General features: G+C 68.9%; 28 protein-coding genes. 26 read left to right on the top strand and 2 right to left on the bottom strand.

Annotated features, from left to right (window positions below; translation table 11 throughout):
• Positions 1 to 52 precede the first annotated feature (52 nt).
• From AC3IF1_RS24585 to guaA, 3 genes are all read left to right on the top strand, one after another.
• Entirely contained in the window at positions 53 to 436 is a 384-nt protein-coding gene (locus AC3IF1_RS24585) for a hypothetical protein (protein WP_489219733.1), read from the top strand.
• Positions 433 to 852 (top strand): hypothetical protein, encoded by a 420-nt coding sequence (locus AC3IF1_RS24580; protein ID WP_489219732.1) that lies wholly within the window; start codon positions 433 to 435, stop codon positions 850 to 852. Before AC3IF1_RS24585 ends, AC3IF1_RS24580 begins: the two co-directional genes overlap by 4 nt.
• A gap of 95 nt (positions 853 to 947) precedes the next feature.
• A complete protein-coding gene (gene guaA / locus AC3IF1_RS24575; protein WP_489219731.1) occupies positions 948 to 2,504 on the top strand; it encodes a glutamine-hydrolyzing GMP synthase in 1,557 nt (518 codons plus the stop codon).
• 4 nt (positions 2,505 to 2,508) lie between these two features.
• On the opposite strand, the gene AC3IF1_RS24570 is transcribed toward guaA, so the two are convergent.
• Together AC3IF1_RS24570 and tsaA are read right to left on the bottom strand one after the other, a co-directional pair.
• A complete protein-coding gene (locus tag AC3IF1_RS24570) occupies positions 2,509 to 3,201 on the bottom strand; it encodes an SGNH/GDSL hydrolase family protein (protein WP_489219730.1) in 693 nt (230 codons plus the stop codon).
• Positions 3,198 to 3,695 carry a tRNA (N6-threonylcarbamoyladenosine(37)-N6)-methyltransferase TrmO gene (gene tsaA / locus AC3IF1_RS24565; protein ID WP_489219728.1) on the bottom strand — a complete coding sequence of 166 codons (498 nt, stop codon included), beginning with the start codon at positions 3,693 to 3,695 and terminating at the stop codon, positions 3,198 to 3,200. The genes AC3IF1_RS24570 and tsaA overlap by 4 nt, the downstream gene beginning before the upstream one ends.
• A 113-nt stretch (positions 3,696 to 3,808) precedes the next feature.
• Here tsaA and AC3IF1_RS24560 point away from each other — a divergent pair, with 113 nt between their 5' ends.
• From AC3IF1_RS24560 to plsY, 23 genes are all read left to right on the top strand, one after another.
• Entirely contained in the window at positions 3,809 to 5,302 is a 1,494-nt protein-coding gene (locus AC3IF1_RS24560) for an AMP nucleosidase (RefSeq protein WP_243966741.1), read from the top strand.
• Positions 5,303 to 5,441: 139 nt separating this feature from the next.
• Complete coding sequence (locus AC3IF1_RS24555; RefSeq protein WP_243966742.1) at positions 5,442 to 5,948, top strand: hypothetical protein; 507 nt, start codon at positions 5,442 to 5,444, stop codon at positions 5,946 to 5,948.
• A gap of 291 nt (positions 5,949 to 6,239) precedes the next feature.
• Positions 6,240 to 7,541: an SLC13 family permease gene (locus AC3IF1_RS24550; RefSeq protein WP_489219727.1), complete on the top strand. Its 1,302-nt coding sequence runs from the start codon at positions 6,240 to 6,242 to the stop codon at positions 7,539 to 7,541.
• Positions 7,542 to 7,673: 132 nt separating this feature from the next.
• On the top strand, positions 7,674 to 8,075 hold the full coding sequence (gene sdhC, locus AC3IF1_RS24545; protein ID WP_489219726.1) for a succinate dehydrogenase, cytochrome b556 subunit: 402 nt from the start codon (positions 7,674 to 7,676) through the stop codon (positions 8,073 to 8,075).
• Positions 8,076 to 8,085: 10 nt separating this feature from the next.
• Positions 8,086 to 8,505, top strand: coding sequence for a succinate dehydrogenase, hydrophobic membrane anchor protein (gene sdhD / locus AC3IF1_RS24540; protein ID WP_489219725.1), 420 nt, complete (start codon positions 8,086 to 8,088; stop codon positions 8,503 to 8,505).
• Between the two features lie 32 nt (positions 8,506 to 8,537).
• The gene (gene sdhA / locus AC3IF1_RS24535; RefSeq protein ID WP_243966748.1) at positions 8,538 to 10,355 is read left to right on the top strand and encodes a succinate dehydrogenase flavoprotein subunit; all 1,818 of its coding nucleotides are present in this window, start codon (positions 8,538 to 8,540) and stop codon (positions 10,353 to 10,355) included.
• Positions 10,356 to 10,378: 23 nt separating this feature from the next.
• The gene (locus AC3IF1_RS24530) at positions 10,379 to 10,648 is read left to right on the top strand and encodes a DUF433 domain-containing protein (RefSeq protein WP_489219724.1); all 270 of its coding nucleotides are present in this window, start codon (positions 10,379 to 10,381) and stop codon (positions 10,646 to 10,648) included.
• A complete protein-coding gene (locus AC3IF1_RS24525) occupies positions 10,645 to 11,025 on the top strand; it encodes a DUF5615 family PIN-like protein (RefSeq protein ID WP_489219723.1) in 381 nt (126 codons plus the stop codon). The genes AC3IF1_RS24530 and AC3IF1_RS24525 overlap by 4 nt, the downstream gene beginning before the upstream one ends.
• A 5-nt stretch (positions 11,026 to 11,030) precedes the next feature.
• Positions 11,031 to 11,855 (top strand): succinate dehydrogenase iron-sulfur subunit, encoded by an 825-nt coding sequence (locus AC3IF1_RS24520; RefSeq protein WP_489219722.1) that lies wholly within the window; start codon positions 11,031 to 11,033, stop codon positions 11,853 to 11,855.
• Positions 11,856 to 12,019: 164 nt separating this feature from the next.
• A complete protein-coding gene (locus AC3IF1_RS24515; RefSeq protein ID WP_243966752.1) occupies positions 12,020 to 12,598 on the top strand; it encodes an AprI/Inh family metalloprotease inhibitor in 579 nt (192 codons plus the stop codon).
• Between the two features lie 83 nt (positions 12,599 to 12,681).
• Positions 12,682 to 14,547: an ABC transporter ATP-binding protein gene (locus AC3IF1_RS24510; protein WP_489219721.1), complete on the top strand. Its 1,866-nt coding sequence runs from the start codon at positions 12,682 to 12,684 to the stop codon at positions 14,545 to 14,547.
• Positions 14,548 to 14,751: 204 nt separating this feature from the next.
• The gene (gene petA, locus AC3IF1_RS24505) at positions 14,752 to 15,321 is read left to right on the top strand and encodes a ubiquinol-cytochrome c reductase iron-sulfur subunit (protein ID WP_243966754.1); all 570 of its coding nucleotides are present in this window, start codon (positions 14,752 to 14,754) and stop codon (positions 15,319 to 15,321) included.
• Between the two features lie 13 nt (positions 15,322 to 15,334).
• On the top strand, positions 15,335 to 16,621 hold the full coding sequence (locus AC3IF1_RS24500) for a cytochrome b (protein ID WP_243966755.1): 1,287 nt from the start codon (positions 15,335 to 15,337) through the stop codon (positions 16,619 to 16,621).
• Positions 16,622 to 16,631: 10 nt separating this feature from the next.
• Positions 16,632 to 17,543 carry a cytochrome c1 gene (locus tag AC3IF1_RS24495; protein WP_489219720.1) on the top strand — a complete coding sequence of 304 codons (912 nt, stop codon included), beginning with the start codon at positions 16,632 to 16,634 and terminating at the stop codon, positions 17,541 to 17,543.
• Positions 17,544 to 17,822: 279 nt separating this feature from the next.
• Positions 17,823 to 18,698, top strand: a complete 876-nt coding sequence (locus tag AC3IF1_RS24490; protein WP_489219719.1) for an S-methyl-5'-thioadenosine phosphorylase — start codon at positions 17,823 to 17,825, stop codon at positions 18,696 to 18,698.
• A gap of 90 nt (positions 18,699 to 18,788) precedes the next feature.
• Positions 18,789 to 19,376 carry an imidazoleglycerol-phosphate dehydratase HisB gene (gene hisB, locus AC3IF1_RS24485; RefSeq protein WP_489219718.1) on the top strand — a complete coding sequence of 196 codons (588 nt, stop codon included), beginning with the start codon at positions 18,789 to 18,791 and terminating at the stop codon, positions 19,374 to 19,376.
• Positions 19,377 to 19,451: 75 nt separating this feature from the next.
• Entirely contained in the window at positions 19,452 to 19,931 is a 480-nt protein-coding gene (locus AC3IF1_RS24480) for a DUF2628 domain-containing protein (RefSeq protein ID WP_489220464.1), read from the top strand.
• A 19-nt stretch (positions 19,932 to 19,950) separates the two neighbouring features.
• Positions 19,951 to 20,610 (top strand): imidazole glycerol phosphate synthase subunit HisH, encoded by a 660-nt coding sequence (gene hisH, locus AC3IF1_RS24475; protein WP_489219717.1) that lies wholly within the window; start codon positions 19,951 to 19,953, stop codon positions 20,608 to 20,610.
• 37 nt (positions 20,611 to 20,647) lie between these two features.
• A complete protein-coding gene (gene hisA, locus AC3IF1_RS24470; protein ID WP_489219716.1) occupies positions 20,648 to 21,391 on the top strand; it encodes a 1-(5-phosphoribosyl)-5-[(5-phosphoribosylamino)methylideneamino]imidazole-4-carboxamide isomerase in 744 nt (247 codons plus the stop codon).
• A gap of 39 nt (positions 21,392 to 21,430) precedes the next feature.
• The gene (locus tag AC3IF1_RS24465) at positions 21,431 to 21,901 is read left to right on the top strand and encodes a DUF29 domain-containing protein (RefSeq protein ID WP_489219715.1); all 471 of its coding nucleotides are present in this window, start codon (positions 21,431 to 21,433) and stop codon (positions 21,899 to 21,901) included.
• Between the two features lie 17 nt (positions 21,902 to 21,918).
• Positions 21,919 to 22,722, top strand: coding sequence for an imidazole glycerol phosphate synthase subunit HisF (gene hisF, locus AC3IF1_RS24460; protein ID WP_243966764.1), 804 nt, complete (start codon positions 21,919 to 21,921; stop codon positions 22,720 to 22,722).
• On the top strand, positions 22,719 to 24,023 hold the full coding sequence (locus tag AC3IF1_RS24455; RefSeq protein ID WP_489219713.1) for a dihydroorotase: 1,305 nt from the start codon (positions 22,719 to 22,721) through the stop codon (positions 24,021 to 24,023). Before hisF ends, AC3IF1_RS24455 begins: the two co-directional genes overlap by 4 nt.
• Positions 24,023 to 24,625 (top strand): glycerol-3-phosphate 1-O-acyltransferase PlsY, encoded by a 603-nt coding sequence (gene plsY, locus AC3IF1_RS24450; protein ID WP_489219712.1) that lies wholly within the window; start codon positions 24,023 to 24,025, stop codon positions 24,623 to 24,625. Before AC3IF1_RS24455 ends, plsY begins: the two co-directional genes overlap by 1 nt.
• Positions 24,626 to 24,658: the final 33 nt, after the last annotated feature.

Below are 24,658 nucleotides of genomic sequence, written 5' to 3'. Positions count from 1 at the left end.
CGGTTTACCCTGCGGCGGGAGGTAGGGTGACGAGTTCCGCCGGGAGGGATGCATGCCGGACGCCGCGCGACGGCTTCACAGGTCCGCGCGCGGCCACGGCCGCCGCATCGTCGCGACACTGGGAATGCTGGTCCTGGCTTCGGGACCCTGCCTGGCCCAGGAGCCGCTCTTCATCCGCATCCGCCCCCTGTCCGATGCCGAAGCCGCACGCGCGGCCCGCGAAGCCGTGTGGGCACGCCGTCAGGCCCATGCCCGGGCGGTGATCGAATCGGTGTGCACCGGATGCCTGGGTGCGTGGCGACCCGCGGCCGAATCGCCCCCCGAACCAAGCTCCGACCGGGTCGCGGACCTCGCCGTGCCGACGGGGGTTGAACTCGACCCCGGCTCCGGGGCATCCGTCCACCCCGATCCTTCGAGTCCCGAGAGGCAACCATGACCCAGTCGCATCCGACCAGCGGCGCCGAGCCCGAAGTCGACTGCCCGGTGAGCCTCGAAGTCCTGGGGTCCGTGTACCGCGCCGACGAATTCGACCTGCCGTTGATCCTGGAGGAGATCCCGCCGCTGCAGCGCGCGCAGCTCGCCACCTACCTGTATGGCAAGAGCCACATGCACAAGCTCGGCCTGAAGGTCGCCCGGTCCTGCGAGCGCGACGACCTGATCCGGGTCGCCGGCGAGATCGGCTCCGTGATCCACGGCCAGGCACACCTGAAGCCGTCCCGGCCCGTGCCGGAGGCCGCGCCGCAGCTGCGCGCCAAGACCCCGCCCGGCCAGAAGAAGGTCAGCCTCGCCGGGGCGGCGGCGAAGCCCGCGATCAGCCTGGGCGGCTCGGCCAAGGTCCGCAACTTCGACTGACCGCCGACGATCCTGGCGCGCGCCTTGCGCGGCGATCCCCAGCCCCCGCGGGGATGCGCGTTGCGCGCGTGCCGGCCATCGGATAATCGCCCGCGATGAACACCGACCACGACAAGATCCTGATCGTCGATTTCGGCTCTCAGGTGACCCAGCTCATCGCCCGGAGGGTGCGGGAGGAGGGCGTCTACTGCGAGATCGTGCCCTTCACCAAGGCCGAGGCCGCGTTCCGTGAGCAGCGGCCGAAGGGGGTGATCCTCTCCGGCGGACCCGAATCGGTCACCGTCGAAGCCTCGCCCCGGGCGCCGCAGGTGGTGTTCGATTCGGGCGTGCCGGTCTTCGGCATCTGCTACGGCCAGCAGACCATGGCGGCGCAGCTCGGCGGCGCGGTCGAGGGCGGGCACCACGCGGAATTCGGCCGGGCCGAGGTCGAGATCCTGGCCGATTGCCCGCTGTTCAACGGCGTCTGGCACAAGGGCGAAACCTATCCGGTCTGGATGAGCCACGGCGACCGGGTCACGAAGCTCCCCGACGGGTTCACCACCGTGGCGATCTCGAAGAACGCCCCCTTCGCGGCGGTGGCCGACGCGGCGCGCAACTACTACGCGGTGCAGTTCCATCCGGAGGTGGCGCACACGCCCCACGGTGCCCTGCTGATCCGCAATTTCGTGCGCGACATCGCCGGATGCTCGGGCGACTGGACCATGGGTGCTTACCGCGAGGAAGCGATCGCCAAGATCCGCGCGCAGGTCGGCTCGGAGAAGGTGATCTGCGGCCTGTCGGGCGGAGTCGATTCGGCGGTGGCGGCGGTGCTGATCCACGAGGCGATCGGCGACCAGCTGACCTGCGTGTTCGTCGACCACGGGCTCCTGCGTCTCGGCGAGGCCGAGCAGGTCGTGGCGCTGTTCCGCGACCACTACAACATCCCGCTGGTCCACGTGGAGGCGAGCGGCATGTTCCTCTCGGCGCTGGAGGGCGTCAGCGACCCGGAGGTCAAACGGAAGACCATCGGCCGCCTGTTCATCGACGTGTTCGAAGCCGAGTCGAAAAAGATCGGCGGCGCCAAGTTCCTGGCGCAGGGGACGCTCTACCCGGACGTGATCGAGAGCGTGTCGTTCACCGGCGGCCCCTCGGTGACGATCAAGAGCCACCACAATGTCGGCGGCCTGCCCGAGCGCATGAACATGCAGCTCGTGGAGCCGCTGCGCGAGCTGTTCAAGGACGAGGTCCGGGTGCTCGGCAAGGAACTCGGCCTGCCCGAGGGTTTCGTCGGCCGTCACCCGTTCCCCGGGCCCGGTCTCGCGATCCGCTGCCCGGGGACGATCACCGCCGAGAAGCTGGAGGCCCTGCGCAAGGCCGATGCGATCTACCTCGACGAGATCCGCCAGGCCGGCCTCTACGACACGATCTGGCAGGCCTTCGCGGTGATCCTGCCGGTGAAGAGCGTGGGCGTGATGGGCGACGGCCGCACCTACGACCACGTCTGCGCGCTGCGCGCCGTCACCTCGGTGGACGGCATGACCGCCGATTTCTACCCGTTCGACATGGCCTTCCTCGGCCGGGTGGCGACCCGGATCATCAACGAGGTGAAGGGCATCAACCGGGTCACCTACGACATCACCTCGAAGCCGCCCGGCACGATCGAGTGGGAGTGAGCCCTCAGGGTCCGCACAGGGCCGGCCCCAGGGCCGCCAGCGCCGGGCGGTAGGCGGCCAGGTGCAGGCCGTCACGCATGGCGCCCGGCTTGGCGTAGCCGGTATCGCCGTCGCGCAACGCCGCGAACGGGTCCGCGAAGACGCAGCCCAGGCGCCCGCACAGGGCGCGTAGCCGCGCCGAATAATCCGCGACCGCCGCGGCATCGACGAGACTCGCCAATTCGCGCCCGACCGGGGGGAGGGCGGTGACCACCACCCGCGGCGCGAGGTTTTGCAGGCGCCGGACGATCGTTTCGGCGGCGGCCTCGAACCGCGCGGCCGGCTCGGCGGAGCGCGGCTTGTTCTTCATCAGGATGTCGTTGGTTCCGATGGTCAGGGCAGCGACCCGGGGGCGCGCCTTGAACTTCAGCTGCGCGAGGTGATCCGCGTAGGCCGCCGCGGTCGAGCCGCTGACGCCGCCGTTGACCAGCGGCAGGCCGCAGACCTGCTGTCCGCCGGGCTGCAGCTCGACCTGCGAATCCCCGCCGTAAAAGACATAGTCCGGCGGCGCCTCGTCCAGGCTCACCTGAATCGCGATGAGGCGCATGACCGCATAGGCGCGGGCATCGGCGGCCGGTCTGTGCAGGCGCCAGCCCACGAGGCCGCCGAGGGCGAGAAGTCCCACGCCGCCGACGATCAGCACCGCGAGATGCCTCACGGCGCGGCGCCGGCGCGGTCGACCTGCGCGTCCGGCCGGGAATCCGTCGAGGCGTAATAGGGCTTGATGTCGAGGAGCGGCGTGCCGTCGAGGCAGTCGAGGCCTCGCACCTGCAACGTGCCGCCGTCCCGGCCGAGCAGTTCCACCACCGAGAGGGCGATCGGATTGGGCCGGGCCGGCGAGCGCAGCGAGAAGGTGCCGCGCGGGCCATCCGCGTGGCGCGGCTGCTGGACCACGAGGCCGCGGGTCGCCCGGTCCATCCAGTAGAGCAGAATGAGGTGCGAGCAGCCCGTGATGGTGCGCAGGCCCGGGACATAGGGCGCATCCACCTCGACGGTGCAGAGCGCGTCGGTCTGCAGCCCGTTCTTCGGGCATTCGGAGCGCGCTCGCCAGGGCGTGCGCAGCCGGCCGATGAAGTGGAGCCCCGCATCGAAGGTCGCGGGCAGACTCGCCAGTTCCTCACCGGGACGGATCCCGAACTCGTCCGCGCTCATGCATCCTCACATTGCGTCCGTCGGCTTCTCGGCCAAGCCCCTGTGGCCCGCAAGCCCGGATCTCGCCCCCTCGCGTCGCGGGGTGTAGAGCCGGCACCGGAATCGGAGGCGACATGATCGAGCGGGAATTGCGGCCGATGCAGGCAGTGGCGGATGCCGGGACCGCGATCGACCGTCTGGTCGAGCTCTATGACGACGCGGCCGGGGCCCTGCGGACGGCCCTCGAACGCTATCTCGCGGGCGGCCCACCGCCCGACGCGACCGAGCGCCTGGCCTTCCGCTATCCGGAGTTGCGGATCACCTATCGGCCGAACGGACCGCTGCCGCGGGTCCGGCGGGCCACCGCCAAGCTGCAAGCGGCGGGCACCTATGCCACCACGATCACGCATCCGGCTTTCTTCCGCACCTATCTCACCCGGCAGCTTGAGCCGCTGATCGCCGATTACGGGATCTCGCTGGAAGTGGGCCTGAGCTCACAGGAGATTCCCTATCCCTACATCCTCGAAGCCGGCCTCGATGCGGGCGGACGGGCCGTCGACGGCGCGGAACTGGCCACCTACTTCCCCGTCCCGCTGCTGTCCCTGGTGGGCGACGAGATCGCCGACGGTACCTTCGCGCTCATCGACGGCGAACCGCTGCCGCTCGCCCTGTTCGACGCCGTGCGGGTCGATTACTCCCTGCGCCGCCTAGTCCACTATACGGGCTGCGACTGGCGCGAGGTCCAGCCCTGGATCCTGCTCACCAACTACCACCGCTACGTCGATCAGTTCGTCCGCCACGGGCTCGAACGGCTGGCCTCGGGGGCGGAGGGGTTCGAGCGGCTGGTCCTGCCGGGCGGGATCTCCGTGTCCCGCGCCGAGGCCGCGCAGGCCGATCCGGCCGCGGTGATCGCCGCCTCGCCCTGGCACCGGCACCAGATGCCGGCCTACCACCTCGTCGCCCGCGGCGACGACGGCACCCTCCAGGGCACGACCCTGGTCAATATCGGCGTCGGTCCCTCGAACGCGAAAACGATCACCGACCACCTCGCCGTGCTGCGACCGGATTGCTGGCTGATGGTCGGGCATTGCGGCGGCCTGCGCCAGTCACAGACCATCGGCGACTACGTCCTGGCCCATGCCTATCTGCGCCGCGACAGGATCCTCGACGAGTTGGTCCCACCGGACGTGCCCGTCCCCGCCCTCGCGGAGGTACAGGTGGCGCTCCAGAACGCGGCCGCCGCCGTGACCGGCGAGCAGGCCGAGGCGCTCAAGCGCCGCCTGCGCACCGGGACGGTGGTCACCTACGACGATCGCAACTGGGAATTGCGGTTCAGCCAGGAGCGGCGGCGGATCAACCAGTCCCGGGCCGTGGCGGTCGACATGGAGAGCGGCACCGTGGCGGCACAGGGGTTCCGCCTCCGGGTGCCCTACGGCGCGCTTCTCTGCGTGTCGGACAAGCCGCTCCACGGCGAGATCAAGCTGCCGGGGGCTGCCAACGCCTTCTACGACCGGGCGGTCTCGGAACACCTGAAGGTCGGCCTGGCGGCGCTCGACATGCTGCGTGCCGACCGGCACGGCCTGCACTCGCGCAAGCTGCGGAGCTTCGACGAGCCGCCATTCCGGTGACCGCCCGATCGCACAGCGATGGCCGGCTCAACTTGAGCGTAGCGACGCACTGACACGCCTTCGTCAATCGTCAAGCTTGGATACTTGGGTTCGATCGGACGTTGGAAAGTCATACTCCTCTCAAGGATCGGACTTTCTCATGAGACGATTGGCTCTCGCATCGACGGCTCTTCTGGCGGCGTTCGCCCTGGTGCCGGTCAGCGCCGATGCCCGCGGCTTCGGCGGCGGCGGATTTCATGGCGGCGGCTTCGGGGGCGGTGGCTTTCACGGCGGCGGTATGGGCGGTGGGGGATTTCGCGGCGCGGGCCTCGGCGGTGCCGGGCTCGGGGGCGGTGGTTTCCGCGGCGCCGGCGTCGGTAACGCCGGGGTCGGGATCGGTCGGGGTGCCGGCCTCGGCGGTGTCCAGCGGGGTGGTTTCGCCAATGCCGGGCGCGTTGGGATTGGCAATCGTGGTTTCGTCGGCCGCGGATACGCCCATCGCGGCTACGGCCGCGGCCTGGGTTACGGCCTGGCCGGCGTCGGTCTGGGCCTCGGCGTCGGATACGGCCTCGGCGGGATCGGCTATGGCTACAGCGATAACTGCACCGGCGATTACGGCTACGGCTACGATCCGGCCTATTGCGGCACCTACGGCTACGGCTACTGAACGCCCTTTTACGGGCACGGTCGCTCTGCCGCATCGCCCCGAAACTCGGACCCGGCACGATGCTGTAGGTCCCTGATTCCGCCGCGTCTTTTTCCGGACGCTGGCGGTTCTCTGTCGGAACGATGCTTGAACGAAAGCCCGGCCGGAAACGGTCGGGCTTTTCTACGCCTGAATGGGACCGCGCGACCCGCCGGCCTTCGCGATCTACGAAGTCTGCGTCGCCGAGTCCCGAATTGCGAACCGTTCCAAACCGGCCCATGCCCGCGTCGGCACGAAACGTGGGAGGGTCGGATGAGCGGGGAGGCGGTTGTTCCGGCCACGGCCGCCCTGCTGGTGCTGTGCATGGGCTCGTGGGCGACGGCGCTGCTGCCGGAGATCGTCACCGCGCTCGCCTTCTTCGGGCTTGCGATGTTGCTGCACCTGGGCGGTGCGGCGACGGTGTTCTCGGGCTTCTCGGCCTCGGCCTTCTGGCTGGTCCTGTCCGGCATGGTCGTGGGCCAGGGCATGACCCGCACGGGCCTCGGCGCCCGCATGGCGCGGGCGCTGGCCGCGCGCCTGTCGGGCTCCTACGCGCAGCTCATCGCCGGCCTCGTTGCCCTGAGCTTCCTCATCGCCTTCGTGATGCCGTCGAATCTCGGCCGGATCGCCCTGATGATCCCGGTGACGCTTGCGCTCTGCGACGGCTTCGGACTGGCGCCCGGCCGGCCGGGGCGGACCGGCGCCGTCCTGGCGGTCGGCGTCGCGACCCCGATCCTGTCGGCGGCGATCCTGCCGGCCAACGTCCCCAACCTCGTGATGGCCGGCTCGGCCGAACAGGTGCTCGGCCTGCACCTCTCCTACATGTCCTATTTCCTCCTTCACGCGCCTGTCCTGGCTCTGGTCAAGGGCGTGATGCTGGTGGGGCTGATCGTGCGCCTGTTTCCAGACCGGCTCAGCGCCGAGGCTCACGCCCTCCCGGTGCCGACGCCTGTCTCGGCGGCTGAGTTGCGCCTGGCGGTGATCCTGGCCTGCACCCTGGCCCTGTGGATGACCGACAGCCTGCACGGCTTCGCACCCGCCTGGGTCGGACTCGCCGCCGCGGTGATCTGCCTGTTGCCGCGGGTCGGGGTGCTGCCGCCTGAGGCATTCCAGCAGGTGAACCTGCGGACCTGCTTCTACATCGCGGCGCTGCTCGGCCTGGTTGCGCTGGTCAACGAGACCGGGCTCGGGGCGCGGCTCGGGCATTGGCTGCTCGCCGTCGCGCCGCTCGCCCCCGGGGCGCCGGGGCAGAACTTCGCGGTGCTCACCGGCATCAGCACCGTGCTGACGCTGCTGGTCACCGCCAACGGCGCGCCGGCCCTGTACACCGCGCTCGCCGGCGAGATGGTGAATGCCAGCGGCCTCTCGCCCCTGGCCGTCGTGTCGGTGCAGGTGATCGGCTATTCGACCCTGTTCTTCCCCTACCAGGCCCCGCCGATCGTCTTCGCCAGTGAGCTCGGCGGCGTGCGCCTGCGGGACGCGACCCGCCTCACCCTGGTCTTCGGCCTCGCCTCGCTCGTGGTCGCCGCACCCCTCGATTACGCGTGGTGGCGCCTGCTGGGCCAACTGCGGTGACAGATCCGCCGCGCTATCAACACGCCCCCCGCTGTGCGGCGCAGCATGACACATTGCGGCTTGGGCCCGCAGGCACTAGCGCTAGCACCAGATTAGAGACGGTCCAGTTCGCAGCTGCGAGGCTTCAATCCAATGGCACCCACCGCCCGCCCGACCGTGGCACAGCCGCTCTCGCCGCATCTCCAGATCTACCGCTGGACCTGGACGATGGCGATGTCGGTGTTTCACCGTATTACCGGCACCGCCCTCTACGGCGGGACTGCCCTGGTGGCGATCTGGCTGGTGGCGCTTGCCTCAGGGCCGGCGGCGTATTCCTATGTCGCCTGGGTCTTCGGCTCGCTGCTCGGCCGCCTGATCTTGTTCGCTTACACCTGGGTGCTGATGCACCACATGCTCGGCGGCCTGCGCCATCTGGTATGGGATACCGGCGTCGGCTTCGATCGGGAGAAGCGCCTGAGCATGGCGCGCCTGACGCTGGTCGGCTCCGTCGCGCTCACCCTCGTCATCTGGGCGGTCGCCCTTCTGGTCCGCTGAGGAGGCCGGCATGGCTCAAGAACAGATCCGCCAGGACACCCGCGTCTCCATCCGCACCCCGCGTGCCCGCGTCCGCGGCCTCGGCATCGCCCATCACGGCGCCGGCCATTGGTGGCAACAGCGGGTGACGGCGGCCGCGAACACAGTCCTGATGCTCGCCTTCGTGGTGATCGTCGCCAGCATGGCCGGCCGGGGCTACGTCGAAGCGACGCAGCTGATCGCCAGGCCCTTCGTCTCCATCATCCTGATCCTGGCGCTCCTGTCGGTGACGATCCACATGCGGATCGGCATGCAGGTGGTGATCGAGGATTACGTGCACGGCCAGGCGACGAAGATCGCCGCGGTGTTCGCCAACAACATCTACGCGGTCCTGGTGGCCGTGGCCTGCCTCTACGCGGTCCTGCGGATCGGCTTCGGACAGCCGGCCTGAACCCCGCCATCACGCATTTCGAGGAGCCGATCATGGCCGCCAACGGCACCAACGGCAGCGGGCCTGCCTACACGATCCACGATCACGCCTTCGACGTGGTGATCGTCGGGGCCGGCGGCGCCGGCCTGCGCGCCACCGTCGGCTGCTCCGAGGCCGGCCTGCGTACGGCCTGCATCACCAAGGTGTTCCCGACCCGCTCGCACACCGTGGCGGCGCAGGGCGGCATCTCGGCCTCGCTCGGCAATATGGGGCCCGACGACTGGCGCTGGCACATGTACGACACCGTGAAGGGGTCGGACTGGCTCGGCGACCAGGACGCGATCGAGTACCTCGTGCGCAACGCGCCGGCCGCGGTCTACGAGCTGGAGCACTGGGGCGTGCCCTTCTCGCGGACGGAGGAAGGCAAGATCTACCAGCGTCCGTTCGGCGGCATGACCACCGATTACGGCAAGGGCACCGCCCAGCGCACCTGCGCGGCGGCCGACCGGACCGGCCACGCGATGCTGCACACCCTCTACGGGCAGGCGGTGAAGAACCAGACCGACTTCTTCATCGAGTACTTCGCCCTCGACCTGATCATGGACGAGGAGGGCCGCTGCCGGGGGGTCATCGCCCTCGACCAGGCCAGCGGTGAGATCCACCGCTTCCGGGCCCAGACGACCATTCTGGCCACCGGCGGCTACGGCCGCGCCTATTTCTCGGCGACCTCAGCCCATACCTGCACGGGCGACGGCAACGCCATGGTGCTGCGGGCCGGGCTGCCTCTGCAGGACATGGAGTTCGTCCAGTTCCACCCGACCGGCATCTATGGCGCCGGCTGCCTGATCACGGAAGGGTCCCGCGGCGAGGGCGGCTACCTGACCAATTCCGAGGGCGAGCGCTTCATGGAGCGCTACGCCCCCTCGGCCAAGGACCTCGCCTCGCGCGATGTGGTCTCCCGCTCCATGACCATGGAGATCCGCGACGGCCGCGGCGTCGGCAAGAACAAGGACCACATCTACCTGCACCTCGACCACCTCGACCCGAAGATCCTCCACGAGCGCCTGCCCGGCATCTCGGAGAGCGCGAAGATCTTCGCGGGGGTTGACGTGACCAAGGAGCCGATCCCAGTCCTTCCGACCGTGCACTACAACATGGGCGGGATTCCGACGAACTATCACGGCGAGGTGCTGACCCTGCGGAACGGCAACCCCGACACGGTGGTGCCCGGCCTGATGGCGATCGGCGAAGCCGCCTGCGTCTCGGTGCACGGGGCCAACCGCCTCGGGTCCAATTCCCTGATCGACCTCGTCGTGTTCGGCCGCGCCGCCGGCAAACGCTGCGCCGAGATCGTCGAGCCGAACGGGCGGGCGCAGGAGCTGCCCAAGGGCGCGACCGACAAGGCGCTGGAGCGCCTCGACCGTTTCCGCCACGCCAACGGCTCGACGCCGACCGCGGAACTGCGGGCCGAGATGCAGAAGACGATGCAGAACAACTGCGCCGTCTTCCGCACCGGCGAGGTCCTCGAAGAGGGCAAGGGCCTGATCCACAAGGTCTGGAACGCCGCCGCCGACGTGAAGATCACCGACCGCTCGCTGATCTGGAACACCGACCTCCTGGAGACCCTGGAGTTCGACAACCTGATCGGCCAGGCGGTGGTGACGATGGAATCGGCCGCCAACCGCAAGGAATCCCGCGGCGCCCACGCCCGCGAAGACTTCCCGGACCGCGACGACAAGGACTGGATGAAGCACACTCTGTCCTGGCTCGACGAGGGGCGGCATCAGGTCAACATCGATTACCGCCCGGTGCACACCTATACGATGTCGAACGAGATTCAGTACATTGAGCCGAAGGCGCGGGTGTACTGACGACGGAGCGAGGAGCGATCGTCATGAGCGACACGGCGCGGCGCATCAATGGCTTCTCCCGCATCACCGTCGATCCACGGGTGATGGGTGGCAAAGCCTGCATCCGTGGGATGCGCGTCACCGCCTCCATGATCCTCGGCAACCTCGGTGCCGGGGTGACAATGGAACGACTGCTCGAGATGTACCCGTACATTGAGCGGGAGGACGTGCTCGAAGCGATCCGGTTCGCAGCGTGGCTCGCCTCGGAGCGCGCGATCACGACCTCTGCGGTGACCTCGGAGGCGGCGGCGTGAGATTCGTCGTCGATGTGAACCTGTCACCGGAATGGGCGAGGCTCCTGACCGAACAGGGTTACGTCGCCGTGCATTGGCGGGATGTCGGCGCCGTCGACGCCTTCGATGATGACATTCTCACCTGGGCGGCCGAGGATGATCGAATCGTCTTCACGGCCGATCTGGACTTCGGCGTCGCGGTGGCGACCCGCGGGCTGAAGGCGCCGAGCGTCGTACAGCTACGGCTCGACAACACCGACCCCCTGGTGGTCGGTCCTTCGGTTCTCCACTCCATCGCCGCGGCTGGTGAAGCCCTGGTTGGCGGTGCCATCCTCACGATCGAACCCGGTCAAACCCGCCTCCGGCCCGGTTTGGGCACGATCGCCATCGACGGATAAGATCCATGGCCCAATTCAATCTCCCGAAGAATTCCCAGATCACCCAGGGCAAGGCCTGGCCGGCCCCTCCGGGCGCCAAGAGCCTGCAGACCTTCAAGATCTACCGCTGGAACCCGGATGACGGGGCCAATCCGCGGATCGACACCTATCAGGTCGACCGCGACGATTGCGGGCCGATGGTCCTCGACGCGCTGCTATGGATCAAGAACAAGGTCGATTCGACGCTGGTGTTCCGCCGGTCCTGTCGCGAGGGCATCTGCGGCTCCTGCGCCATGAATATCGAGGGCCAGAACGCGCTCGCCTGCACGATCGGCATCGACGAGTGCAAGAGCCCGGACAACGCCCTGCCGGTGATGACCCGCAAGGACAAGGACGGCGCGATCCGGATCTATCCGCTGCCGCACATGCCGGTGCTGAAGGATTTGGTCCCGGACCTCACCAACTTCTACGCCCAGCACGCCGCCATCGAGCCCTGGCTCCAGACCGAGACGCCCGCCCCCGAGAAGGAATGGCGCCAGACCCCCGAGGACCGGTCGAAGCTCGATGGCCTGTACGAGTGCATCCTGTGCGCGTGCTGCAGCACGTCATGCCCGAGCTACTGGTGGAACGGCGACAAGTTCCTCGGCCCGGCGGCCCTGCTCCAGGCCTATCGCTGGCTGATCGATTCGCGCGACGAGAATACCGGCGACCGGCTCGATGCCCTGCACGACCCGTTCCGGCTCTATCGCTGCCACACGATCATGAACTGCGCCAACACCTGCCCGAAAAACTTGAACCCGGCCAAGGCGATCGCCGAGATCAAGAAGATGATGGTCGAGCGCACGCTCTGAGCGCAGGCCCTTGAGGCCCCGCGGCCACACTGCCGTGAAAAGGTGCCCCGTCCGCAAGGGACTCACCCGGTGCCCCGGGTGGCGCCTTGCGGTCAGCGCATTTGCCGCCGAGTCAGGAACGAAGCGCATCCGCGCACCTCTTCAAGCCTGACCCAAGTGGACCGATGCTGCGCCCGAGCCTGTCGACGTTCGCCATTCTCTGCCTGGGGGCCAGCCTCGGCGCCTGCGCGTCCAGCCGTCTGGACGCGCCGCGCACCCGGGCGCCGCAGGCTGCCCTCGACGCGGTGCCGGCGATCCCGTCCGGGACCGTGACGGCGGCGCCGCTCGCGCCCCCGCCCGGCGTGGCGGCGAGCCCCGATGCGCCGCCTCCGCCCGGCCCCCAGGCGTCCCTGTCACCTGCGACGCCGACGGTGATCGCCGAGCCGGTCACCCCCCCGGCCCCGCCGCCGCCGGTGGTCTCCACCGGACGCGCCTCCGTTGTCGGGAGCTGGGATGCCCGGGACGCCACCGGGGCGAATTGCAAGGTCACCCTGTCGAGCGCCCCGGCCCTCGATCTCTACAAGGCCTCCGCCGCCGCCTGCCCCAACAAGGATCTCGCCAAGGTCTCGGCCTGGGATTTCCGGGATGGCGAGGTCTACCTTTATCAGCCGGGCGGGTCAGTCGCGGCGCGCCTGCGCCAGGGCGGCGGCGGTCTCGAGGGTGCGCTCACCAAGTCCGGCGCAGCCCTCGCCCTGAACCGCTGAGGCGGCGCGACCTCCGCGCACGGTTGGCGCGGGGCGCCGCGCGCTTACATGGTGGCTTCCCGCAGCGTCACGCCCCAGGCAGCATGTTCCTCGATTGGCTCGAGCGCCGCGTCGATCCGTTCGCGCCCTTCGATGAATCACGGATGCCGCCGCACGCGGTCATCGGCTTCGCGTGGTTTTACCTGCGTCCGATCCGCGCCGTCCTCGCGGTTCTGTTCGTCATCGCCGTCATCGCCGGCACCGTCGAGGCTTCGCTCTACCTCGTCATGCGCTGGTTCATCGACCTGCTCGGCACCGCCGATCGGTCGACGGTCCTGTCGGAGCACGCCACCGGTCTCGGCCTCGCCGTCCTGCTGATCGCCGTGGTCCGGCCGGCCTCGATCTGGGCGCACGAGGTGCTGTCCAATCAGCTCGTCGTGCCGCAATCCACCAGCCAGATCCGGTGGCGGGCGCATCTCTACACGCTCGGGCACGCGCTCTCGTATTTCCAGGGCGACTTTTCGGGTCGCCTTGCGAACCGTGTCGTTCAGGTCGGCCCGGCAGTCCGGGAATTGGCCGTCGTCCTGATCGATACGCTGCTCTACGTTGCCATTTACGCGATCACCGCGGTCGGGCTGTTCGGCTCGATCTCCCCCTGGCTGGTGCTGCCGGTCCTCCTCTGGATCGCCGCCTATGCCGGGCTGACCACGTGGTTCGTCCCCCGGGCCCGCGCACGCTCGCACCGCACCGCCGATACGCGCTCGACCCTGATCGGCCGGATCGTCGACAGCTACACCAACATCCTGACGGTGAAGCTTTTCGCCCGTGACCGGGAGGAGCGGGCCGCGGTGCGCGATGCCGTGGACGTCCACACCGAGGCCTACCTGCACCAGTTCCGCCTCGTCACGTTGACCACGAGCGTCCTCGGCGCGCTGAACAGCGCCCTGCTGATCGCCACGGGCGCCGCCTGCCTGATCCTCTGGCGCGACGGCGGCATGACCACCGGTGAGGCCTCCGCGGGCATCGCCCTGGTCCTCCGGCTCATCGCCATGTCCGGCTGGGTGATGCAGACCGTGCGGGGCGTCTTCGAGAATGTCGGCGTGATCCAGGAGAGTATGCAGACCATGGCGCGGCCGCACGCGCTGGTCGATGTGCCGGACGCGAGGACCCTGGCCGTCACCGGAGGCGAGATTCGGTTCGACAGCGTCGGCTTCCATTACGGCCGCGGCGACGCCACCGTGATCGAAGATTTCTCGCTGACGATCCGCCCCGGCGAGAAGGTCGGGCTGGTCGGCGTCAGCGGCGCGGGCAAGTCCACGTTGGCGAGCCTCCTCCTGCGGCTCTACGACGTCGAGAGCGGGCGTATCCTGGTGGACGGGCAGGATATCGCCGCGGTCACGCAGCAATCCCTGCGCGAGGCGATCGCGATGGTGAGCCAGGATACTTCTCTCCTGCACCGCTCGATTCGCGACAACATCGCCTATGGGCGTCCCGATGCGAGTGAGGCGGAGATCGCGCGCGCGGCGCGGCTGGCGCATGCCGATGGCTTCATCGCCGATCTGGTCGACCACAAGGGCCGCCGCGGCTACGATGCCCAAGTCGGCGAGCGCGGCGTGAAGCTCTCCGGAGGCCAACGCCAGCGCATCGCCATCGCGCGGGTGATCCTGAAGGATGCGCCGATCCTGATCCTGGACGAGGCGACCTCGGCCCTCGACAGCCAAGTGGAAGCGGCGATCCAGGAGTCGCTCGATACGCTGATGGCCGGCAAGACCGTGCTGGCTATCGCGCACCGGTTGTCAACGATCGCGGCCCTTGACCGTCTGGTGGTGATCGACCGGGGGCGGATCGTCGAAGAGGGAACGCACGGCGAGCTGGTCGCCCGCGGCGGCGTCTATGCCGGCCTGTGGTCGCGCCAGTCGGGTGGCTTCCTGGCCGATGGAACCACACGCTTCGACAGCGCCGCGGCGTAGCGTGGCGGGGCCGAACCGGCGGCTGGCGGCACGCCGGAACAATGATGGCCCGACCGTATCGCTGCGCTGCACGGCCCGCTTGACTCGGGGGCGTCAGACGGTCTCATTGCTCGGATTAGAACGATAATGCTTTGATCCTGGCCGAGCCGGGAAATCAGGGTAGGGCGCCTGCGGCCCGCACGCCGACGCACGGAGTTCAGAATCTTGGCGAACACATCAGCCGCCACGCCCGCGGCCCATGGGCACGAGGGGAGCCGTCGAGACTTTTTGTTCCTGGCAACGGGAGCCGGATTGGCCGTCGGCGTGGGTGCGGTGGTCTGGCCCTTCGTCTCATCCATGGCGCCGGATGCCGACACGATCGCGGCCGGTGCGCCGATCGAAGTCGACCTGACCCCGATCCAGGACGGGCAGATCGTCAACGTGTTCTGGCGGGGCAAGCTGATCTTCGTGCGCAAGCTCACCGCCAAGGAGGTGACCGACATGCAGGCGGTCCCCCTGCCGGCGATGATCGATCCCGCCGCCTTCACGACCCGGGTGAAGAACGGGCACGATCAGTGGCTCGTGGTCTACGGCAACTGCACGCATCTCGGCTGCGTGCCGATCGGCCATCAGGGTAATTTCGAGGGCTGGGCCTGCCCGTGTCACGGCTCTCAGTTCGATGCCGTGGGCCGCGTCCGCCATGGGCCGGCGCCGATCAACCTGCCGATCCCGCCCTACGCCTTCGAGACGGACACCAAGATCCGGATCGGCGAGGGCGGCAAGGAAGTGGCCTGAGGAGGGCGCGGTCATGAGCGGAACTGCCAGCACCTACGTCCCGAAGAGCCGCGTCGCCAAGTGGTTCGAAGCCCGTCTGCCGATCGCCGGCCTCGTGCATTCGTCCTTCATCGCCTATCCCGTCCCTCGGAATCTGAATTACTTCTGGACCTTCGGGGCGATCCTGGCGGCTTTCCTGGGGATCCAGATCGTCACCGGCGTCTGGCTGGCAATGCACTACGAGCCGTCGGCGACGGGCGCCTTCAATTCCGTCGAAAAGATCATGCGCGACGTGAATTACGGTTGGCTGCTGCGCTATGCGCACGCCAACGGCGCGTCGATGTTCTTCGTGGCGGTCTATGTCCATATGTTCCGGGCCCTCTATTACGGGTCGTACAAGGCCCCGCGCGAGGTGCTCTACATCCTGGGCGTGATCATCTACCTGTTGATGATGGCCACCGCGTTCCTGGGCTACACCCTGCCCTGGGGCCAGATGAGCTTCTGGGGCGCCACCGTCATCACCAACATCCTGGCGGCGATCCCGGTGATCGGCGACACGATCCAGACCCTCCTGTGGGGCGGCTACTCGGTCGGCAACCCGACCGTGAACCGGTTCTTCTCGCTGCACTACCTGCTGCCCTGGATGATCGCCGGCGTCGTCGTGCTGCATGTCTGGGCGCTGCACGTCACCGGCCAGAACAATCCTGCAGGTATCCCGATCAAGTCGGGCAAGGATGCGGTGCCGTTCACGCCCTACGCCACCGTCAAGGACGTGTTCGCCACCTGCGTGTTCATGATCCTGTTCTCGTGGTTCCTGTTCTATCAGCCGAACTATCTGGGCCACGCCGACAACTACATTCCGGCCAACCCGGCCGTCACCCCCGCGCACATTGTGCCCGAATGGTACTTCCTGCCGTTCTACGCGATCCTGCGCGCGGTCCCGAGCAAGCTCGGCGGCGTGATCCTGATGTTCTCGGCGGTGATCATCCTCGCCTTCGCGCCGTGGCTCGATTGGTCCCGGGTGCGTTCCTGCAACTACCGGCCGATCTACCGGCAGTTCTTCTGGGTGTTCATCGGTGCGACCTTCCTGCTGGGCTGGCTCGGATCCCAGCCGCCCGAGGGGGGATACGTCATCGCTTCGCAGATCTGCACGGCCTATTACTTCGCCCACTTCCTGCTCGTCATGCCGCTCTGCGGCCTGTTCGAGACGCCCAAGGCGCTGCCGGGCTCGATCCTGGAGAGCGTCACCGGGCCGGGCAAGCAGGTGAGCGGATCCGGCATGCCGGCGGGCGCAGCCGCTGCTCCGACCACCAAGGGCTGACGACGGGACCATGACCATGACGCGCGTCCTCTCGACGAAAGCCGCGTTCGCCCTGGCGGCCCTGCTGCTCGGTGCGGCACCGGTCTCAGCACAGGAAGGGCATGGCGGACCGATCCCGGCTCGGATGAGCTGGAGCTTCGCCGGTACCTTCGGCCACTTCGACACGGCGCAGCTGCAGCGCGGCTTTCAGGTCTACAAGGAAGTCTGCTCCGCCTGCCACTCGATGAAGCTGGTCTCCTTCCGCAACCTCGCGCAGGAGGGCGGACCGGACTTCACCGCCGGCCAGGTCAAGGCGCTGGCCGCGACCTATCAGGTGAAGGATGGGCCGAACGATGCCGGCGACATGTTCGACCGCCCCGGCCGGCCGGCCGACACCTTCCCGCCGCCCTTCCCGAACGACCAGGCCGCAGCCGCGGCCAATGGCGGCAAGGCGCCGCCGGACTTCTCGGTGATCGCTAAGGCGCGGACCTTCTCGCGGGGCTCCCTGTACTTCCTGACCGATTGGCTGCCGCTGATCGGCTATTCCGAGCAGGGGCCGGACTACATCCACGCCCTGATCGGTGGCTACGAGGAGCCGCCGAAGGATTTCGCCGTTCCGGACGGCGGCCACTACAACAAGTATTATCCTGGCCACATCATCGCGATGCCGCCGCCGATCACCGATGGGCAGGTCACCTACCCGAAGGACGACAAGGGACAGCCGGTGGTCCCCGAGACCGTAGACCAGTACGGCAAGGACGTGGCGGCGTTCCTCATGTGGACCGCCGAGCCGCATATGATGGATCGGAAAGCCCTCGGGTTCCGGGTGATCCTGTTCCTGATCATCCTGTCGGGGCTGCTCTACTACGTGAAGAAGAAGGTTTGGGCCGATGTCGGCGGCGAGGTCCACGGCCTCCAGCCGGAACTGCACAAGGCCTACTGAGGCGCAGTCAATTCGCATCTGACCGATGGGCCTCCTCCGGGGGGCCCATCTTTTTTGGGCTGTGGCTGCGTGCTACCGCTCGGCGAACGCGGCGGTCCGTCTCGCGGCGACATCGATCCCAGTCGACCACCTCATCTTGAGGCGCCCGCGCCAGCGGGTCTCTAAGGACGGTTCCAGGGATCGCCCTGCCTGCGGGAGGCGCCTTTTAGGCCTCCGCTCCGCTCCGACATCTCGGGATGAGGTGGCGGACAGGATGACGCTCAAACAAGGGAAACCGGGATGACGGCAGCGGTGCTCGGGGTGATGGGCGGGTCGGGCGTTTACGAGCTGCCGGGGCTCGAGGACGTGCGCGAGGAGCGCGTCGCTTCGCCCTGGGGCGAGCCCTCCGATGCGCTTCGGATCGGTCGGATCGGGGAAACCAAGGTGGTGTTCCTGGCCCGGCACGGGCGCGGCCATCGGCTGTCGCCGTCCGGCATCAATTACCGCGCGAACATCGACGCGCTGAAGCGGGCCGGCGTGACCGATCTCGTGGCGCTCTCCGCCTGCGGTTCGTTCCGCGAGGATCTGCCCCCGGGCCTGTTCGTGCTGGTCGACCAATTTGTCGACCGTACCCATGGCCGCGCCTCGTCGTTCTTCGGCGACGGCTGTGTGGCGCATGTCTCCCTCGCCCACCCGGTGGGACCGGGCCTGCAGGCCCGGATCGCCACCGCTGCTCAGGCGGAGGGCGTCGCGGTCCATCGCGGCGGAACCTATGTCTGCATGGATGGGCCGCAATTCTCGTCACTCGCCGAATCCCGGGCCTACAAGGCGCAGGGCTTCGACGTCATCGGCATGACCAACATGCCCGAGGCCAAACTCGCCCGCGAGGCGGAGATCACCTACGCGACGATCGCGATGGTGACCGACTACGATTGCTGGCATCCCGGGCACGATGCCGTGGACGTGGCCGCAGTGATCGCGGTGGCCCGGAGCAATGCCGACACGGCGGCCCGGCTCGTGGCACGGCTCGCCCGCGACTTCCCGGCCGAGCGCGAGCCCTGCCCGGCGGGCTCGCACCGCGCCCTCGACGAAGCGATCATGACCGCGCCCACCGCCCGCGATCCGGCGTTGCTCGCCAAGCTCGACGCCGTGGCCGGGCGGGTCCTGAACGGATAGGGCGGCCTTGCCCTTTCCCTTCCGGCAAAACTCCCTCTAGAAGGCGCGCGCGGCCCCTTGGGCCGCCCCCGACGCAAAGTCCCACGAAAAATGCGCAGCGCCACCATCAGCCGGAAGACGGCCGAGACCGACATCGCGGTCACCGTCGGTCTCGACGGGACCGGACGATCGACGATCGCCACCGGCATCGGCTTCCTCGACCACATGCTGAACCTGTTCGCCCGGCACGGCCTGTTCGACCTTGACGTGAAGGTCGTCGGCGACCTGCATATCGATCAGCACCATTCCGCCGAGGATTGCGGCATCGCGCTGGGCCAGGCCTTCGCCAAGGCGCTGGGCGACAAGCGCGGTGTCACCCGCTACGCCGACATCCACCTGCCCATGGACGAGGCGCTGACCCGGGTCTGCGTCGACATCTCGGGCCGGCCGTTCCTGGTGTTCCGCACCACGTTCCGGGTCGAGAAGATCGGGCAGTTTGACACCGAGCTCGTGCGCGAGTGGTTCCAGGCCTTCGCCATGAATGCCGGGCTGACCCTGCATGTGGAGACGCTCTACGGCGACAACGCCCATCATATCGCCGAGAGTTGCTTCAAGGGTCTGGCCCGGGCCTTGCGGACGGCAGTGGCGGTCGATCCGCGGGAGGAGGGGCGCATTCCCTCCACGAAGGGCTCCCTGTAGAGCGTCTTGTCGTCGCGCTCCCCGGTCGCCCCCAAGGCCCCGGACGAGCGCCGTTGTCGGAGTCCCGCGATGCGCATGCGCAGCTACACGCTCCACCTGCCGGCCGAGGCGCGCCCGGGCGAGAGTCTCGGCCTTGATCGGGCGGTGCTGGTACCGGATGGGTTCTCCTGGCCGGCCTTCGCCTTCAGCGTGCTGTGGTTCCTCTACCATCGCCTCTGGATCGCGGCACTCATGGTGCTCATCGGGTTGCTCGCGCTGTTCGGCCTGGGCCTCATCCTCGGCCTGCCGACCGGCGCCGGTGTGATCGCGGCCCTGTTGGCCGCATGGCTGATCGGGCTCGAAGCGTCGAGCCTGCGCCGCTGGACCCTCACCCGTTGCGATATGCCGATGCGCGACACGGTCATCGCGGCCTCGCCCGAGGAGGCCGAGACGCGGGCCTTCGGACGCTGGCTCGACAGCACGGTGTCGGCCCCGCGGCCGCCGTTTCCCGGCGGCCCGACCCGTCGCGCCGAACCGGTGATCGGCCTGTTTCCCGCTCAGGAAGCGGCCCGGTGACGGCCCCGACGAGATCCGCATGAGTACCGAGACCGTCGCGATCATCGATTACGGATCGGGAAACCTCCACTCCGCCGCCAAGGCATTCGAGCGGGCGGCCCGCGAGAGCGGGCGCAACGCGCGGATCTGCCTGACCGCGGATCCGGATGTGGTGGCGGCGGCCGACCGCATCGTCCTGCCGGGCGTCGGCGCCTATGCGGATTGCCGGGCCGGGCTCGACGCCGTGCCCGGCATGGTCGAGGCGATGATCCAGGCCGCACAGGGCGCGGGCCGGCCGTTCCTCGGCATCTGCGTGGGCATGCAGCTCCTCGCGAGCCGGGGGCTGGAATACACCACCACGCCCGGCCTCGGCTGGATTCCCGGCGATGTCGGACCGATCCGGCCAGCCGATCCGTCCCTCAAGGTTCCCCATATGGGCTGGAACACCCTGCATCCGGCCCGCGACCACGCCCTCCTCGCCGGCATCCCCACCGGCGAGGACGGCCTGCACGCTTACTTCGTCCACAGCTACGCGCTGGCCCCGGAGAATCCCGACGACGTGGTCGCGCAGGCGGATTACGGCGGACCGATCACCGCCCTCGTCGCCCGGGACAACGTGGCGGGGACGCAATTCCACCCTGAGAAGAGTCAGCGCCTGGGACTCGCGCTCATCGCGAATTTCTTGGCCTGGCGGCCGTGAGCGCGATCCGGCCCCGCCCAGAAGGACAGAAAAACCCGTGATCCTCTACCCGGCGATCGACCTCAAGGAGGGACGCTGCGTCCGCCTCGTCCAGGGTGACATGGCCCAGGCCAAGGTCTTCGGCGACGATCCGGCCGCGCAGGCCGCGACCTTCGAGGGGCAGGGTTTCCCCTGGCTCCACGTTGTCGATCTGGATGGCGCCTTCGCGGGGGCGCCGCGCAACGCCGCCGCTGTGGACGCGATCCTGGCGCGGGTTGGGATCCCGGTGCAGCTCGGCGGTGGCATCCGGGAGATGAAGACCCTCGAAGGCTGGCTCGCCAAGGGTGTGGCCCGGGTGATCATCGGCACGGCCGCGGTACGCGACCCCGGCTTCGTCCGCGAGGCCGCCCGCCAGCATCCCGGAAAGATCGCCGTCGGCATTGACGCCAAGGACGGGCGGGTCGCCGTCGAGGGCTGGGCCCAGACCTCGAGCATGACCGCCGAGGAACTCGGCCGTCGTTTCGAAGACGCGGGCGTGGCCGCCATCATCTACACCGACATCGCCCGGGACGGGATCCTGAAGGGTCTTAACGTCGAGATGACCCTGGCGCTGGCGCAGGCCGTGCGCATCCCGGTGATCGCCTCCGGCGGCCTCGCCTCGATCGACGACGTACACCGCCTGCTCCAGCCCGATTGCGCGCTGATCGCCGGCGCCATCACCGGGCGGGCGCTCTACGATGGGCGCATCGACCCGCAGGCGGCACTGACGGCGATCGCTGCGGCGCGCGGATCGGCTTCGTGATACGTCATCCCCGGTGATGGCACCGAGCGGGGGGCTTCGATGACGGCGGTGAAGGTCCGACCGGTCCCGGGCGGAACGGCTTATGCGGACGATTTCTACACCTGGACCCAGGAGCAGGGCGCGCGTCTGCGCTCCGGCGACTTCTCGGCGCTTGATCGCGAGAATCTGGCCGAGGAGATCGAGAGCTTGGGCAGGAGCCAGTACGCCAGTCTGGTGAGCGCCTTGCGCGTCGTGCTGATGCACATGCTCAAGTTCGATCACCAGCCGGCAAAGCGAACGCGCAGTTGGGCGATCTCGATCGCGACGCACCGCGTCCACATCGCCGAAGAGTTGATCGAAAGCCCCGGCTTGAAAGGTCGTCTGGCCGAGGCTGTATCGAAGGCGTACCGCGTTGCACGCCTCGATGCCGCGAAGGAGACGGGCCTGTTGGTCAAGCGCTTTCCGGAAACCTGCCCCTACGCCTATCAAGACATCATGGATCGCCACTTCGCGATCGACTCCGAAGCCTGACTCCCCGTCGAGACGCCGTGCTCAAGACCCGCATCATCCCCTGTCTTGACGTGAAGGACGGGCGTGTCGTGAAGGGCGTGCGCTTCGAGGGCCTGCGCGATGCCGGCGATCCGGTGGAGGCGGCCAAGGTCTACGACGCGGCCGGCGCCGACGAACTGTGCTTTCTCGATATCACGGCGAGCCGCGAGGCCCGGGGCACGCTGCTCGACATCGTCAGCCGAACCGCCGAGGCCTGCTTCATGCCGCTCACCGTCGGCGGCGGCGTGCGCGCCGTCGAGGATGTCCGGGCGCTGCTGCTCGCCGGCGCCGACAAGGTCGCGATCAACACCGCGGCGGTGAAGGACCCGGACCTCGTCGCCCGGGCGGCGGAGAAGTTCGGCGCCCAATGCATCGTCGTGGCGATCGACGCGAAGCGCGTCTCCGGCCCCGGCGAACCCGATGCCTGGGCGATCTTCACCCATGGCGGACGCGATCCGACCGGCATCGACGCCGTCGCCTTCGCGAAGCTGGTCGCCGGGAGGGGCGCCGGCGAGTTGCTGGTCACCTCCATGGACAAGGACGGCACCCGCTCGGGCTACGACCTTGCCCTGACGCGGGCGATCAGCGACGCGGTCACCGTGCCGGTGATCGCCTCCGGCGGCGTCGGCGGGCTCGACGATCTCGTGGCCGGCGTGGCCGAGGGCGGCGCGAGCGCCGTGCTGGCGGCCTCGATCTTCCATTTCGGACAGGCGAGCATCGCTGAGGCCAAGGCCCATATGGCGGCGGCCGGTCTCGCCATGCGTCTCGACGGCACGGCTTCATCGGCGAGGACGCCCCTGTGAGCAGCACCCTTCTCGCCAACGCGACCCTCCTCGATCCGGAGACCGGGCGCGAGACCGCCGGCGCGATCCTCGTCCGGGACGGTCGGATCGCCGACATCGCCGCCGGCGCGGCCCCCGGTGCCCCGGCTGACGTCACGCGGATCGACTGCGCCGGCCGGGTCCTGACGCCCGGGCTGATCGACATGCGCGCCTTCGTGGGCGAGCCGGGGGCGGAGCACCGTGAGACCCTGGCCTCGGCGAGCGCCGCCGCCGCCGCGGGCGGCGTCACCACCCTGGTCTGCATGCCGGATACCAACCCGATCATCGACGGGCCGGCCATCGTGGATTTCGTGCTGCGCCGCGCCCGCGACACGGCGAGCGTCAATGTCCTGCCCGCCGCCGCGATCACCAAGGGCTTGGCCGGCAAGGAGATGACCGAGTTCGGCCTGCTCAAGGAGGCCGGCGCCGTCGCGTTCACGGACGGGCTGCACGCGGTGGGCAACGCCCAGGTGATGCGCCGCGCCCTGACCTACGCAAGGGATTTCGACGCCCTGCTGATGCAGCATGTCGAGGATGCCGACCTCGTGGCCGAGGGCGTGATGAACGAGGGTGAACTCGCCTCGCGCCTCGGGCTGATGGGCATCCCCCGCGAGGCGGAGACCGTGATGCTGGAGCGCGACATCCGCCTCGTCCGGCTGACCGGCGCCCGCTACCACGCCGCCATGATCTCCTGCGCCGATTCGGTGGAGATCGTCCGCCGGGCCAAGCAGGACGGATTGCCGGTGACTTGCGGGGTCTCGGTGAACAACCTCGTGCTCAACGAGAACGACATCGGCCATTACCGGACCTTCTGTCGCCTCTCGCCGCCATTGCGCGACGAGGCCGACCGGCACGCGGTGGTGCGCGGGCTCGGCGAGGGCGTGATCGACGTGGTCGTGTCCGACCACAACCCGCAGGATGTCGAGACCAAGCGCCTGCCCTTCGCGGAGGCCGCGGACGGAGCGCTCGGCATCGAGACCCTGCTCGGCGCCGCCCTGCGCCTCGTCCATACCGGCGATCTGGCGTTTCCCAAGCTCGTCGCCGCCCTGACGGTGAACCCGGCCCGGATCCTCAGGCGCGAGGCCGGGCGCCTCGCGGTCGGAGCACCGGCCGATCTGGTGCTGATCGATCCCGATCTGCCCTACGTCCTCGACAAAAGGCGGCTGAAGTCCCGCTCGAAGAACTCGCCCTTCGACGAGGCGCGCCTGCAGGGCGCCGCGGTCCTGACGCTGGTCGGCGGGCGGATCGTCCACGCGGTCGACGATCTGGCGGCTGCCGCCTGATGCTCGCGGATCTCGCGACCCCCGCCGCGCTCGGCGCCCTGGCCCTCGGCTATGCCCTGGGCGCGATCCCGTTCGGGCTGATCCTGACGCGATTCGCTGGGCTCGGGGACGTGCGGGCGATCGGCTCCGGCAATATCGGCGCCACCAACGTGCTGCGCACCGGCCGCAAGGGTCTCGCCGCCGCGACCCTGCTGGGCGATGCCCTCAAGGGCACGGTGGCGGTCCTGATCGCCAAGGGCCTCGGGGAGGGGCCCGCCCTCGCCGCCGGGCTGGGCGCGTTTCTGGGCCATCTCTTCCCGGTCTGGCTCGGCTTCAAGGGCGGCAAGGGTGTCGCGACCTTCATCGGCGTGCTCCTCGCCTTCAGCCCGCCGACGCTCGGAATCTTCGCGGCGATCTGGCTCGGTCTCGCCTTCGCGCTGAAATACTCGTCGCTGGCGGCCTTGGCCGCCTCGGCGGCGACGCCGCTGGTCCTGTGGGCCCTCGGCGCGCCGATGCAAGCTGTGCTGTTCCTGCTGCTGGGCGTGCTGCTATGGTGGAAGCACGCGCCCAACATCCGCCGGCTCGCGTCCGGCACCGAGGGGCGCATCGGCCAGAAGGGCTGAGCGCACGCGCGTGGCGCGGTCCTTGGGGGGTGC

This window comes from Methylobacterium sp. E-012, from assembly GCF_057836545.1.
The sequence above is the reverse complement of the archived record's forward strand: the minus strand, read 5'-3'. Positions and strand labels throughout refer to the sequence as shown.

Bases quoted from the DNA above. Each gene is read 5' to 3' on its own strand.
- AC3IF1_RS24585 (WP_489219733.1), top strand. From the start codon at position 53: ATGCCGGACGCCGCGCGACGGCTTCACAGGTCCGCGCGCGGCCACGGC.
- AC3IF1_RS24580 (WP_489219732.1), top strand. From the start codon at position 433: ATGACCCAGTCGCATCCGACCAGCGGCGCCGAGCCCGAAGTCGACTGC.
- guaA (WP_489219731.1), top strand. From the start codon at position 948: ATGAACACCGACCACGACAAGATCCTGATCGTCGATTTCGGCTCTCAG.
- tsaA (WP_489219728.1), bottom strand. From the start codon at position 3,695: ATGAGCGCGGACGAGTTCGGGATCCGTCCCGGTGAGGAACTGGCGAGT.
- AC3IF1_RS24560 (WP_243966741.1), top strand. From the start codon at position 3,809: ATGATCGAGCGGGAATTGCGGCCGATGCAGGCAGTGGCGGATGCCGGG.
- AC3IF1_RS24555 (WP_243966742.1), top strand. From the start codon at position 5,442: ATGAGACGATTGGCTCTCGCATCGACGGCTCTTCTGGCGGCGTTCGCC.
- AC3IF1_RS24550 (WP_489219727.1), top strand. From the start codon at position 6,240: ATGAGCGGGGAGGCGGTTGTTCCGGCCACGGCCGCCCTGCTGGTGCTG.
- sdhC (WP_489219726.1), top strand. From the start codon at position 7,674: ATGGCACCCACCGCCCGCCCGACCGTGGCACAGCCGCTCTCGCCGCAT.
- sdhD (WP_489219725.1), top strand. From the start codon at position 8,086: ATGGCTCAAGAACAGATCCGCCAGGACACCCGCGTCTCCATCCGCACC.
- sdhA (WP_243966748.1), top strand. From the start codon at position 8,538: ATGGCCGCCAACGGCACCAACGGCAGCGGGCCTGCCTACACGATCCAC.
- AC3IF1_RS24530 (WP_489219724.1), top strand. From the start codon at position 10,379: ATGAGCGACACGGCGCGGCGCATCAATGGCTTCTCCCGCATCACCGTC.
- AC3IF1_RS24520 (WP_489219722.1), top strand. From the start codon at position 11,031: ATGGCCCAATTCAATCTCCCGAAGAATTCCCAGATCACCCAGGGCAAG.
- AC3IF1_RS24515 (WP_243966752.1), top strand. From the start codon at position 12,020: ATGCTGCGCCCGAGCCTGTCGACGTTCGCCATTCTCTGCCTGGGGGCC.
- AC3IF1_RS24510 (WP_489219721.1), top strand. From the start codon at position 12,682: ATGTTCCTCGATTGGCTCGAGCGCCGCGTCGATCCGTTCGCGCCCTTC.
- AC3IF1_RS24500 (WP_243966755.1), top strand. From the start codon at position 15,335: ATGAGCGGAACTGCCAGCACCTACGTCCCGAAGAGCCGCGTCGCCAAG.
- AC3IF1_RS24495 (WP_489219720.1), top strand. From the start codon at position 16,632: ATGACCATGACGCGCGTCCTCTCGACGAAAGCCGCGTTCGCCCTGGCG.
- AC3IF1_RS24490 (WP_489219719.1), top strand. From the start codon at position 17,823: ATGACGGCAGCGGTGCTCGGGGTGATGGGCGGGTCGGGCGTTTACGAG.
- hisB (WP_489219718.1), top strand. From the start codon at position 18,789: ATGCGCAGCGCCACCATCAGCCGGAAGACGGCCGAGACCGACATCGCG.
- AC3IF1_RS24480 (WP_489220464.1), top strand. From the start codon at position 19,452: ATGCGCAGCTACACGCTCCACCTGCCGGCCGAGGCGCGCCCGGGCGAG.
- hisH (WP_489219717.1), top strand. From the start codon at position 19,951: ATGAGTACCGAGACCGTCGCGATCATCGATTACGGATCGGGAAACCTC.
- AC3IF1_RS24465 (WP_489219715.1), top strand. From the start codon at position 21,431: ATGACGGCGGTGAAGGTCCGACCGGTCCCGGGCGGAACGGCTTATGCG.
- plsY (WP_489219712.1), top strand. From the start codon at position 24,023: ATGCTCGCGGATCTCGCGACCCCCGCCGCGCTCGGCGCCCTGGCCCTC.